Source organism: Thermaerobacter litoralis (assembly GCF_054654595.1).
The window spans coordinates 248505-261025 of sequence record NZ_BAAIES010000004.1 but is presented as its reverse complement, the minus strand read 5'-3'; the positions used below and the strand labels follow the sequence as shown (position 1 = coordinate 261025).

Annotated in this window: 6 protein-coding genes; 4 read left to right on the top strand and 2 right to left on the bottom strand. The window is 73.6% G+C overall.

Annotation, left to right across the window (positions count from 1 at the left end; translation table 11 throughout):
- Window positions 1-9: 9 nt before the first annotated feature.
- Window positions 10-2091 carry an Rqc2 family fibronectin-binding protein gene (locus tag ACYQ02_RS02895; protein WP_460038931.1) on the bottom strand — a complete coding sequence of 694 codons (2082 nt, stop codon included), beginning with the start codon at window positions 2089-2091 and terminating at the stop codon, window positions 10-12.
- A 353-nt stretch (window positions 2092-2444) separates the two neighbouring features.
- On the opposite strand from ACYQ02_RS02895, the gene ACYQ02_RS02890 reads away from it, so the two are divergent.
- From ACYQ02_RS02890 to ACYQ02_RS02875, 4 genes are all read left to right on the top strand, one after another.
- A complete protein-coding gene (locus ACYQ02_RS02890) occupies window positions 2445-4847 on the top strand; it encodes a 3-hydroxyacyl-CoA dehydrogenase/enoyl-CoA hydratase family protein (RefSeq protein ID WP_460038930.1) in 2403 nt (800 codons plus the stop codon).
- A 28-nt stretch (window positions 4848-4875) separates the two neighbouring features.
- Window positions 4876-6054, top strand: a complete 1179-nt coding sequence (locus tag ACYQ02_RS02885; protein WP_460038929.1) for a thiolase family protein — start codon at window positions 4876-4878, stop codon at window positions 6052-6054.
- A gap of 55 nt (window positions 6055-6109) precedes the next feature.
- Window positions 6110-7924, top strand: a complete 1815-nt coding sequence (locus ACYQ02_RS02880) for an acyl-CoA dehydrogenase family protein (protein WP_460038928.1) — start codon at window positions 6110-6112, stop codon at window positions 7922-7924.
- A gap of 167 nt (window positions 7925-8091) precedes the next feature.
- Window positions 8092-9147, top strand: coding sequence for an MBL fold metallo-hydrolase (locus ACYQ02_RS02875; RefSeq protein ID WP_460038927.1), 1056 nt, complete (start codon window positions 8092-8094; stop codon window positions 9145-9147).
- Window positions 9148-9334: 187 nt separating this feature from the next.
- On the opposite strand, the gene ACYQ02_RS02870 is transcribed toward ACYQ02_RS02875, so the two are convergent.
- Window positions 9335-12280: a bifunctional acetate--CoA ligase family protein/GNAT family N-acetyltransferase gene (locus ACYQ02_RS02870; protein WP_460038926.1), complete on the bottom strand. Its 2946-nt coding sequence runs from the start codon at window positions 12278-12280 to the stop codon at window positions 9335-9337.
- Window positions 12281-12521: the final 241 nt, after the last annotated feature.

Genomic DNA, 12521 nt, shown 5'->3' with positions numbered 1-12521 from the left:
TTGACCGGTTCACGCCTTGGCGCCGGTTGACGAACCGCCGCCGGCGCCGCCCACGTCCATGCGGGGCGGCAGCCCGTCCGGGTCGGGGGGAACGAAAAGGGTCCGGGCGTGCTCGTAGCGGACGAACCCGGGCCGCGCGCCCTTGGGCTTGCGCACGTGGCGGGCCTCGGTGTAGTCGACGGCCACCCGCCCCGAGCCGCGGGCCTTGCTGTGATAGGCGGCGACCCGCGCCGCCGCCTCCAGGGCTTCGGCCGAGGGGGCCGCCTCCCGGTGGGCGAGGCGCAGCAGGACGTGGGAGCCCGGGACCTGGCGGGCATGGAGCCAGATGTCCCACGGGTTCGCCACCCGGGTGACCAGGGCATCGTTCTGCCGGTTGTTGCGACCGGCCAGGATCAGCTCGCCTCCCGGACCGCGGTAACGGAGGAACCCGGACTCCCCGGTGCCCGGCGGGCGGGAGCCCCCGCCGGCTGCCAGCGACCCGTCCACGGGGGCAGCCCCCGCGCCGCGGGCCGGCTTGCCCGCCCGGGATCCACCGCCCTGGGGGCCCCGGGCCCCAGCCCCGCCGTCCCGCCGGCCCCGGGGACCGAAGCGGACCGTGGCCGCCCCATCGGGGGCGGGCCCGCCGGCGGCCAGGTGGGCGAAGGCCGGCGCGTACCCCTGCTCGGCCAGTTCCCCGGCGATGGCCTCCAGGTCCCCCGGGCTGGCTGCCTCGGCCAGGGCCTGTTCCACCGACTCCAGATAGGCCACTTCCTCCCGGGCAGCCTCCACCAGCTCCGCCGCCTGCTCCCGGCCCCGCTTGGCCTTCTGATAGAGGCGGAAGTATCGCTGGGCGTTCTCCTGCGGGCTGAGGGCCGGGTCCAGCGGGATGGCGATGGGCGTCGCCTGGGCGTCGTAGTAGTTGGGCAACTCCACCTGGCGGGCGCCCCGGGGGACCTGGCCGGCGAAGGCGGTCAGCAATTCGCCGTAGAGGCGGTAGGGTTCGGCGTCCTCCATGCGCCGCAGGTCCTCCTCCCGGGCTTCCAGGCGGCGCCGGGCCCGGTCCAGGGCGTCGCGCAGGACCCGCTCCAGCTGCTGGCGCAACTGGCGCTCCGCCAAGGCATCGAGCCGCTCGCGGTAGAACCGGTCGCAGAGGGGCCACACCCGGCCCCCTTCATCCCGCTCCAGCTGGCCGCCGGGAGGCGGGGCCACCGGGAAGGCGACCAGGGCCACGGCCGTTCCCTCGGCGTCGCGCACCAGAACCGGGTCGAACCGGCCCTGCCGGGCGGCGTCGATCCAGCCCAGCACCGCCTGGCCCAGCGCGGTTTCGGCACCGGGCGAGCCGGCGGCCGGTGCCGCGGGCGAACCCGCCCCGGCGGGCCCGCCCGCGGGAGCCGGGTGACCCCCGGGCAGGGGGTGACCCGTTTCGGGGTCGAGAGCGGCCCGGCGCAAGGCCTCCTGGGCCAGCTCGCGGCCGAGGACGGGCACCTGGGCCAGCAGCCGGCGCCAGGCCGGGCGGGGGCCTTGGGAGCGGCCCCGGGCCGCTGCCGGGCCCTCCGGGTCCCCGGGGGCCTGCAGGGCGTCGAGCCATTGGCGCCCGGCGGCAGCCGGATCGCCCGCGGGCAGGGGACGGGGCGGCGGGGGTGGTTCGTACGGGCTTCCGGGTAACAGGCTCCGGGCTCCGCCGGAGGCCCGCCGCAGGGCGTCCACGATTCGCCCTTCGCCGTCCAGCAACACCGCGTTGGCGTGCCGGTCCAAGAGTTCAACCACCAGGTGCCGCCGGCGGGCCGGTTCGTCCGGACCGGGGGCGGCGAAGTCCAGGCGCAGCCAGCGGTCGAAGGCCGGCCCCTGGTGGATGCCCACCAGCCGCAGGGACTCCAGGTGCTTGCGCAACAGCATGCAAAAGGCGGGCGGCGCGGGCGGGTTGGCTGGCGGCCGCGCCGTCAGGTGGAACCGGGGCAGGTTCGGGTCGGCGCCGATCACCAGGTGCAGTTCCCGGCCGGCGTACAGCCGCAGCAGGAGGACGTGGGGGTCGGGCTGGTAGACCCGCTCCACCCGGGCGGGCAGAAGCCCGCGCAGCTCGTTCACGACGGCGGCGAGGACGAGGCCGTTCAAGAAGGACCCTCCCGTTGGACGGAGCCCCGGACCCAGGGGTCCGGCGCCCCGTCCTCACTATAACCCGGCAGGGGCCGTTGCGGTGGGGCCGCCAGCGACCCGCCCCGGTCGCCCGCGGTGAACCCGTCCGCCGGGATGCGTGCCGGACCGGGCGAAAACACCACCCGCCCTGCGAAGGGATTTGAGCAAAGCCGTCGAAGTCACCCATGACCCGACCGACCGGTCGGTCGGCCCCGGCCCCGTGCCGGGCCGGCGCCAGGGCTTCGCGCGGCGCCGCGGGCGGGGCCACGAGGAGGGCGGCCGGCCGGTTCGACCCACCGGCGGGCGGCCGGAGCACGATGGGAGGGGACGCGATGCCGGTAGTCTTCCGCCGGGTCGCGGTGCTGGGCGCCGGCACCATGGGCGCCCAGATCGCCGCACACCTGGCCAACCAGGGCATTCCCGTCGACCTGTTCGACCTGTCCAGGGAACTGGTGGACAAGGCCAAGCAGCGGCTGGCCGAGTTGAAGCCGTCGCCGATCTACACCCGCGAGGTGCTCGACCTGATCCGCCCGGGGTCCTTCCAGGACGAGGGCGACCTCCAGCGCCTGGGGGAGGCGGAGTGGGTCGTCGAGGCCGTCCTGGAGCAGCTGCCCATCAAGCAGCAGCTCTGGCAGCGGGTGGCTCCCTATCTGCGGCCGGGCGGCATCTACAGCACCAACACGTCGGGGCTCTCCATCCGCGCCATCGCCAGCGCGCTGCCCGAGGAGGCGCGGCGCCGGTTTCTGGGGACCCACTTCTTCAACCCGCCGCGCTACCTGCACCTGCTGGAGCTGATCCCGACCCCCGAGACCGACCCGGCGGTGGTGGAGGCGATGCGCGACTTCGCCACGCGGATTCTGGGCAAGGGGGTCGTGCTGGCCAAGGACACGCCCAACTTCATCGCCAACCGCATCGGCTGCTACGGGCTGATGGTGACGGTGCGGGCGATGCAGGAGTTCGGCCTCGGTCCCGACGAGGTGGACGAGATCACCGGCGAGAACATGGGCCGGCCCAAGAGCGCCACCTTCCGCACCCTGGACGTGGTCGGCATCGACGTGATGAAGGACGTGGCCGACAACACCCGGGCGGCGGTCCAGGATCCGGAGGAACAGGCCGCCTTCACCCTGCCCGAGTTCATGCGCCAGCTGGTGGAGCGCGGCTGGACCGGGGAGAAGGCCGGCCAGGGCTTCTACAAGCGGGTCAAGCAGCCCGACGGCAGCCGGGAGATCCTGGTCCTCGACCCGGCGACCATGGAGTACCGCCCGCGGCGCCGGCTGCAGGCCCCGTCGCTGCAGGCCGTGCGCGCCATCGAGGACCCGCTGCAGCGGATCAAGACCCTGCTGGCCGCCGACGACGTGGCGGGGCGCTTCGCCTGGGAGATCACCCGGCGCAGCCTGGCCTATGCGGCCAACAAGCTGGGGGAGATCGCCGACGACGTGGCCAGCATCGACCGGGCCATCAAGTGGGGCTTCGGGTGGAACGCGGGGCCCTTCGAGCTGTGGGACGCCCTGGGTGCCGCCGCGGTCCTGGCCCGGATGGAACAGGACGGTGAACGCCTGCCCGATTGGCTCGTCGAGGCGATCAAGAACGGCCCGGGCCGGTTCTACGTGGAGGAAGACGGCCGCACCCTGGCCCTGGCGGCCGGCGGCGAGTACGTGCCGGTGGACGAGGACCCGCGGGCCATCGACGTGCCCGCCCTGCTCAAGCGGAATCGGGTGGTGGACCGCAACACCGGCGCGACCCTGGTCGACCTGGGCGACGAGGTCCTGCTGCTGGACTTCCACGGGCCCAAGCAGGCCATCGGCCCCGACTTCATCCAGATGGTGGAGAAGGCGGTGGCCGAGGTGGAGGCCAACTGGCGCGGCCTGGTGATCTCGAGCCACGTCAAGCCCAACTTCTCCGTGGGCGCCAACCTGATGCTGATGCTGCTGGCCGCCCAGATGGGCGAGTGGGACGAGATCGACGCCATGGTGCGCCGGTTCCAGTACGCCAACATGAAGCTCAAGTACGCCGCCCGGCCGGTGGTGGTCGCGCCCTACGGCATCACCGTGGGCGGCGGCTGCGAGGTGGCGCTCCACGCCGACCAGGTGGTGGCCAGCGCCGAGACCTACATCGGCCTGGTCGAGGTGGGCGCGGGAGTGATCCCCGGCGGCGGCGGCACCAAGGAGATGCTGCTGCGGGCCATCGAGAACGTGCCGGAGGTGTTCTCGGGCAAGTACGCCCAGACCCCGGGGCCGGCGACCACCGACGTCATGGGCCGGGTCAACCTTCAGGTGCTGGTCAACCGGGTCTTCGAGCTGATCGCCACGGCGCGCGTCGCCCTCTCGGCCGCGGAGGCGCGCCAGCTCGGGTTCTTCCGCAACACCGACCGCATCGTGACGAACCCGGACCATCTGATCTACGAGGCCAAGCGGGCGGTGCTGGCCCTGGACGAGGCGGGCTACCGGCCGCCGGTGCGGCGCCGCATCCCCGTGGTGGGCGACAGCGGCCGCGCCCTGCTGGAGCTGGCCGCCACCAGCATGCACTGGAGCGGCTACGCCAGCGAGCACGACCTCAAGATCGCCCGCAAGCTGGCCCACGTCCTGGCGGGCGGCGACGTGCCGCCGGGCACCGAGGTCGACGAGGACTACCTGCTGAACCTGGAGCGGGAGGCCTTCCTCAGCCTGGTGGGCGAGCCCAAGACCCAGGCGCGGATGCAGCACCTGCTCAAGACGGGCAAGCCCCTGCGCAACTGACACGACCCTCGGGAGTGAGGTGAGAGGCATGCGGGAAGCGGTGATCGTAGCCGGGGCCCGGACGGCCATCGGCCGCGCCCAGAAGGGTGCCCTCAAGGACATGCGGGCCGACGACCTGGCCGCCCTGGTGATCAAGGCCGTGCTGGAGCGGGCGCCGGGCATCGAGCCGGGCGAGATCGACGACGTGATCCTGGGCTGCGCCTTGCCCGAGGGCGAGCAGGGGCTGAACATCGCGCGGATCGCGGCGATCCGGGCGGGGCTGCCCACCAACGTGCCGGGCTTCACGGTGAACCGGTTCTGCTCGTCGGGGCTGCAGGCGGTGGCCATCGCCGCCGAGCGGGTGATGGTCGGGGGCGCCGACATCGTCATCGCCGGCGGCGTGGAGACCATGAGCCGGGTGCCGATGATGGGGCACAACCCGTCCCTGAATCCCACCCTGGTGGCCGAGTACCCCCAGGTGTACATGGGCATGGGGCACACGGCCGAGGAGGTGGCCCGCCGCTTCGGCGTCAGCCGGGAGGACCAGGATCGCTGGGCCCTGGAGAGCCACCGCAAGGCGGCGGCGGCCATCGACGCGGGCCGGTTCCAGGAGGAGATCGTGCCCGTCACGGTGCGCCGGGTTCGCATCGAGGGCGGCAAGAAGGTGGAGGAGACCTTCACCTTCGACACCGACGAGTGCGTGCGCCGGGACACCACCCTGGAGCGCCTGGGCCAGCTCAAGCCGGTCTTCCGCCGGGACGGCACGGTGACGGCGGGCAACTCGTCGCCCACCAACGACGGCGCGGCGGCGGTGATCGTCATGTCGGCCGAGGAGGCCCAGCGCCGCGGGCTGCCCGTCAAGGCCGTCTTCCGCAGCTTCGCCGTGGGCGGGGTCGACCCGGATATCATGGGCGTCGGTCCCGTGGTGGCGGTGCCCAAGGCCCTGAAGATGGCCGGGGTGCGGCTGCAGGACGTGGATCTCATCGAGCTCAACGAGGCCTTTGCCGCCCAGGTGATCCAGGTGGTGCGCCAGCTGGAGCTGGATCCCGCCCGGGTGAACGTCAACGGCGGCGCCATCGCCCTGGGCCATCCCCTGGGCTGCACGGGGGCGCGGCAGGTGGTCACCCTGATGCACGAGGCGCCCCGGCGCAAGGCCCGCTACGGCGTGGTGACCATGTGCATCGGCGGCGGCATGGGTGCGGCGGGCGTCTTCGAATTCGCCAGCTGACCCGGGGACCCCGGAGACCTTGGAACCGGCAAGAGCCTTGGGAGGGATGAGGAGCATGGCGGATGCGCAGCCCATGCCGGCGGGCGGCGAGGCCCGCGGGCGCAAGCCGCTGGGCGCGGGCTTCCTCGTGGAAGCCACGGCGCCGGGAGACATCTTCACGGCGGAGGACCTGAACGAGGAGCAGAAGATGATCGGCCAGGTGGCCCGGGACTTCGCATGGCAGGAAGTCCGGCCCCTGATCGACGAGCTGGAGCACGGGCACCACGAGCACTCGGTCGCCCTGCTGCGGCGGGCCGGCGAGCTGGGGCTGCTGGCCGTGGAGATCCCGGCCGCCTATGAGGGCCTGGGCCTCGACAAGGCGACGGCCACCCTGGTGGTGGAGAAGCTGGCGCCGGCGGGCTCCTTCGGCGTCACCTTCGGCGCCCACACGGGCATCGGCACGCTGCCCATCGTCTACTTCGGCAACCCGGAGCAGAAGCGCCGCTACCTGCCCAAGCTGGCCACCGGTGAGTGGATCGCCGCCTACGCCTTGACCGAGCCCGATGCGGGTTCCGACGCCCTGGGCGGGAAGACCCGCGCCACCCTCTCGCCCGACGGCAAGCATTACATCCTCAACGGGCAGAAGCAGTGGATCACCAACTCCGGCTTTGCCGACGTCTTCGTCGTCTACGCCAAGGTGGACGGCGACAAGATGACCGCCTTCATCGTGGAGCGCAACTTCCCCGGCGTGTCGGTCTCCGAGGAAGTGCGCAAGATGGGCATCAAGGGGTCCTCCACCCGCACCCTCTACCTCAACGACGTGCCGGTGCCGGTGGAGAACGTCCTCCACGAGGTGGGCAAGGGCCATCACATCGCCTTCAACATCCTCAACATCGGCCGCTGGAAGCTGGCGGCGGGCAACCTGGGCGCGTGCAAGGAGCTCATCGCCGTGGCGACCCAGTACGCCCAGGGGCGCAAGCAGTTCGGCCAGCCCATCGCCAACTTCACCTTGATCCAGCAGAAGCTGGCCGCCATGGCCGCCCGCACCTACGCCCTGGAGGCCATGGTCTACCGCACGGCCGGGGCCTTCGACGCCAGCCTCAGCGAGATCGACGGCGACGCGGCCGACGCGGGCCGGCAGGCCATCGCGGCCATCTCGGAGTACGCCGTGGAGGCCTCCATCAACAAGGTCTTCGGCTCGGAGACCCTGGACTTCGTGGTCGATGAGGCCGTCCAGATCCACGGCGGCTACGGCTACATGCAGGAGTACGAGGTGGAACGGGCCTACCGCGACGCGCGCATCAACCGGATCTTTGAGGGGACCAACGAGATCAACCGCCTGCTGATCCCCCGCGAGCTGATGCGGCGGACGATGAAGGGCCAGTTGCCGCTGATGCAGGCGCTCACCCGGGTCCAGAAGGAGCTGACGGAGATGTCGCCCCTGGGCCCGGCGGGCGAGGCGGCGTCCGGTCCCCTGGCGGAGGAACAGGCCCTGATCGCCAACACCCGGCGCCTGGGCCTGATGGTGGCCGGGCTGGCCGTCCAGAAGTACATGCAGCAGCTGGAGCACGAGCAGGAGCTGTTGGCGGCCATCGCCGACCTGTGCATCGAGCTCTACGCGATGGAGAGCGCCGTGCTGCGGGCGCTCAAGGCCGGCGGCACCGGGATCCACGCCGACCTGGCCCGGCTCTTCGTGGCCGGCAGCCTGGACCGGGTGGAGATCATCGCCCGCAACGCCCTGGCGGCCATCGAGAGCGGCGACACCCTGCAGATCCAGCTGGGCGTGGTGCGGCGGTTGCTGCGGCGGGAGCCGGTGAACCAGGTCGCCCTGGGGCGCCAGGTGGCCCGGGCCGTGCTGGAGGCCGGGGGCTACCCGCTGGCGACCCGCTGAGGCGCGGCGCCGCAGGCGGTCCACCCGGAGGCGACGGGCGGGAGCCCGAGGGCGCGGGCGGGAGCCCGGGGGCTCCCGCCCGCGCCCATTCCGGGGGCCGCTGGCGTTCCCACCCGGGAGGATCCCCTCCCACCCGCGACGATGCCATCGACGAGGAGGCACGGACCATGGCAACCCCGGGCAAGGGCGCCGAGGCGCCGGCCGCCACCCCCGCGGCCCGGTGCCGCTGGATCGACGACCGCATCCTGGCCATCACCATCCCGACCCCCTTCGCGGTGGGCGACGTCAACGCGTACGTCGTCCTGGGCCGCGTCCCCACCCTCATCGACGTGGGGCCCGGCGGGCGCAGCGGCCGGGAGGCCCTGGAAGCCGGCCTGGCCGCCGCCGGTCTGGGATGGGACGACCTGGCCCAGGTGGTGATCACCCACACCCATGCCGACCACTTCGGCCTGCTGCGCCGCTGGCCGGGGCGGCAACAGCCACCGGTCCTGGCCCACCGCTGGGGGGCCCGCCACTTCCGCGGCGGAGAGGATCCGGAACGGGCCGGCTTCTTCCAGGCCTTCGGACGGGCCGCCGGGGTCCCCGCCGGCCTGGCGGGCAGCATGCTGCAGGGCCTTCACCTCCTGATGGCGGCAGAGCCTGACGTGCCCGTGGCCCGCTGGCTGGAGGACGGCGACGAGGTGGAGATGGGCGATGACCGGTGGCTCGTCCTGCACACCCCCGGCCATGCCCAGTCCCAGGTCTGCCTCTACCGGGAGCGGGACGGTCTGCTGATCAGCAGCGACCACCTGCTGCCCGCCATCTCGTCCAACGCCCTGCTGGAGCCGCCGCCCCTGGACGAACGCGGCCGGCCGGTTCGTCCCGAGCCGCCCCGCAGCCTGGTGGACTACCGCCGCTCCCTGCGCCGGGTGCGGCCCCTGCCCGTGCGGCTTTGCCTGCCCGGCCACGGGGAGCCCTTCGCCGGGCACCGGGAGCTGATCGACCGCCGCCTGGCGGGCATGGCCGACCGGGCCCGGCAGATCCTGGAGGCCCTCCAGGCCCGCGGCGGGCGGGCCACCCTCTACGGCCTGGCCGTCGACCTCTTTGGGCGCGGCGACCCGGGCCATCTGCTCCTGGCCCTGTCGGAGGTCCACGGCCACGTGGAGTGGATGGAGGCGGAGGGTTGGGTCCGGCGGGAGCCGGAACCCGGGGGCAGCGGCGTCCTGATGGTGACGGCGGAATGACGGCCCCGGACTGGGTCTAGGGGCACGCGGGACAAGGCGGCGGCAAGGGCGGGCGGCGCCGGCCCCGTGGCCGGCCGGCCCGGCGGGGGCCACGGCCGGCGGCTTCAGCCGTCCGTGGCCCCCTTGCCCGCGGTCGCCGGGCCCGTCGCCGGGCCCCTGGGGGCTTCCCGGGCGCGCTCTGCCGGCGTTAGGGCTGCGCCCCCTGGCCCGCCGCGTCGGCCTGCCCTCGGGCCGGGCCTGCCGCCGCCCCGGGTTCCGGTTCCACCCGGATCCGGGCGTCGATCACCAGACAGCCCCGGCCGGGCTCCCACGCCTTGAGCGGGTTGATGTCCAGCTCGGCGATCTCCGGCACCTCTTCCACCAGGCGGGAGATCCGCAGGAGCACGTCCTGGATGGCCGCCTGGTCCGCCGGGGGATGACCCCGGTAGCCTTCCAGCAGGCGGTGGCCGCGGATGCCGCGGACCATCTCCGCCGCGTCCACGTCGGTCAGGGGCGTGATGCGGAAGACCACGTCCTTCAGGATCTCCACGTGCACGCCGCCCAGGCCGAAGGCCACCAGCGGGCCGAAGAGGGGGTCTTCGGTGACCCCGACCACCAGCTCGGTCCCGCCCCGCAACATGGGCTGCACCACGAAGCCATCCAGCTCGTCCTCCCGCCCCGCCGCGGCCAGGCGCGACCGGATGCCGCGGCAGGCGGCCCGCACCGCCTGTTCGTCCGCCAGGTCCAGCTGGACGCCGTCCCACTCGGTCTTGTGCACCAGGGTCCGGGAGGCCATCTTGACCACCACGGGGTAGCCCAGCTCCCGGGCCGCCGCCACCGCCCCCTCCTCATCCCGGACGAACCGGCTGGGCGCCAGGGGCAAGCCGAAGGCGGCCAAGACCCCGTCGACCTCTTCGGCCGTGAGCCAGCCCCCGCCCCGGGCGGCCACCTGCCGGCAGATGGCCCGGGCCCGTTCGATGTCCAGGTCCGGGTGATCGGGGATCCGGCCCAGGGGCCGCTGCCGCCAGCGGGCGTACTCGTAGGCCTTGGCCAGGGCCCGGGCGGCCGACTCGGGGAAGCGGTAGGACGGGATCCGCTCGTCGCCGACGGCCAGGGGCTGGCGCAGGCCGCGGGTGCTCATGAAGCAGGCCAGCACGGGCTTCTGGTGCCCGGCCCGCCGCGCCTCGGCCACCGCTTCCCGCACCGCCGCCGCCACCCCGTCCACGTCGGCCAGCCCCACGGGGATGAAGATGACCAGGGCGGCGTCGTAGACCGGGTCGGCCAGCACCGCCTGCAGCGTCGCCCGGTAGTGCTCGGCGGTGGCCGAGGCGATCATGTCGATGGGGTTGCCCAGGCTGGCCGCCGCCGGGAGGAGCCGGCGCAGCGCCTCCCGGGTGGCGGGCGAGGGCTCGGGCACCTCCAGCCCCGCCGAGGCCAGGGCGTCGGTGGCCAGGATGCCGGGGCCGCCGGCGTTGGTCACCACGGCGACCCGGGGACCGGCCGGCAGCGGCTGGTTGGCCAGCAGGGCGGCGATGTCGAACATGTCCTCCAGGGTGTCGGCGCGGATCACCCCGGCCTGGCGGAACAGGGCTTCCACGGCGGTGTCGCTGGCCGCCAGGGCGGCGGTGTGGGATCCCGCTGCCTTTGTCCCGGCGGCGGTGCGCCCTGCCTTGACGGCCAGGATCGGCTTCTTGCGCCCGACCCGGCGGGCCAGGCGGGCAAAGCGCCGCGGGTTGCCGAAGGACTCCAGGTAGAGCAGGATCAGGTCGGTGTCCTCGTCGTCTTCCCAGTACTGGATCAGGTCGTTGCCCGACACGTCGGCTTTGTTGCCGACGCTGACGAAGGTGGAGAGCCCCAGGCCCAGGTCCCGGGCGTACTCCAGGATGGCCAGCCCCAGCGCCCCACTCTGGGATGACATGGCCACCCGCCCGTAGGGCGGGAAGACCGGCGAGAAGCTGGCGTTCATCCGCACGTCCGGCGCGGTGTTGATCAGGCCCAGGCAGTTGGGCCCGACCATGCGCATGCCGTAGCCGCGGACCTTGGCCACCAGCCGCTCCTGGAGCGCCCGCCCCTCCGGCCCCGTCTCGGCGAAGCCGGCGGTGATCACCACCAGGCCCCGCACCCCCTTGGCGCCGCACTGGTCCACCACGTCCAGCACCGCGTCCCGCGGTACGGCGATCACCGCCAGGTCCACCGGTCCGGGGATGTCCAGCACCGACGGGTAGGCGGGGATCGAGCCGACGACGCCGGCCTTGGGGTTCACCGGGTAGACCGGCCCCTGGTACCGGTTCATCACCAGGGCTTCGAGGATCCGGTAGCCGATGCTGCCCGGGTCCCGGGAGGCGCCGACCACCGCGATCCCCCGCGGCCGGAAGAGGGGCCGGAGGGAGGCCACGGTGGCGATGCGGTCCCGCATCTCGCTGCGCTCGACGCTCTCGGGGTTGGGCTGGACGTCCAGGCTGACCACGATGTAGCCGTCCCGGTGGTGCTGGGCGGCCTCGAACCCGCTGGCCCGCAGGACCTCCAGCATGCGGCGGTTGTCCGGCTGGGTCCAGGCGACGAACCGGCGGATCCCGTGGCGGGCGGCGATCAGGGCCAGCCGTTCGAGGAGCAGCGTCCCCAGGCCGCGGCCCTGATAGGCGTCCTCGACCAGGAAGGCGACCTCGGCGCTGTCGGGTTCCCGGTCCTCCCGGACATAGGTGCCGCTGGCCACGATGCGGGGGTGGTCGGGGTCGCCCACCAGGACCAGCAGGGTGTAGCGCTCGTCCGGCGGGCCGACCTGGAGCAGGCTTTCCACCGCGGCCTCCCGGGATTCCCCGGCGAAGAAGCGGCGCATCAGGGAGTGGTCGGACACCCGGTCCAGGAAGGCGGCCACCAGCGGCCGGTCGTCGTCCCGGGCCGGGCGCAGGGTGGCGGCGGTGCCGTCCCGCAGCAGGACGCGCCCGCTCTCCAGCCCCTCCTGGGGGATGGGAGCCGGGTAGAGGGTGGGTAGCGCCGCCAGATCGACCGCAGGCCGCGGCGGGGCGGTTTCGGCGCGGGCCGGCGAAGGCCCGCCCTTGCCGTCGCCCGGCTGGGCGGGGGCCGGCCCGGCCGGGGTGGCGGCCGCCGGGGTGGAACCGGCAGCGGCGCCGTCGTGGGGTGGCCGGCTGGTCATCGGGTCGACCTCCTTGTCGTCCGGGTCCGGGCCGGCGCCGTCGCCTCGGCGGCTCCCTGGGGGAGGTCCGCGGGCGCAGGCCCGTCCCGGGACAGCGTGGCACGGGCTTCCTTAGGCTGTGACGGGCCGGCTTCCTGCCGCCGAAGCCCTACCTTTGCTGAAGATTCCCGAAAGGGGCGCTGAGGGTGCAGGGGGTTGGGTCGAGGACGCAGGGGGAGGGGTCCGAACCGGTGCCGCGAGG

Bases quoted from the DNA above. Each gene is read 5' to 3' on its own strand.
- ACYQ02_RS02885 (WP_460038929.1), top strand. From the start codon at position 4,876: ATGCGGGAAGCGGTGATCGTAGCCGGGGCCCGGACGGCCATCGGCCGC.
- ACYQ02_RS02875 (WP_460038927.1), top strand. From the start codon at position 8,092: ATGGCAACCCCGGGCAAGGGCGCCGAGGCGCCGGCCGCCACCCCCGCG.
- ACYQ02_RS02880 (WP_460038928.1), top strand. From the start codon at position 6,110: ATGGCGGATGCGCAGCCCATGCCGGCGGGCGGCGAGGCCCGCGGGCGC.
- ACYQ02_RS02870 (WP_460038926.1), bottom strand. From the start codon at position 12,280: ATGACCAGCCGGCCACCCCACGACGGCGCCGCTGCCGGTTCCACCCCG.
- ACYQ02_RS02890 (WP_460038930.1), top strand. From the start codon at position 2,445: ATGCCGGTAGTCTTCCGCCGGGTCGCGGTGCTGGGCGCCGGCACCATG.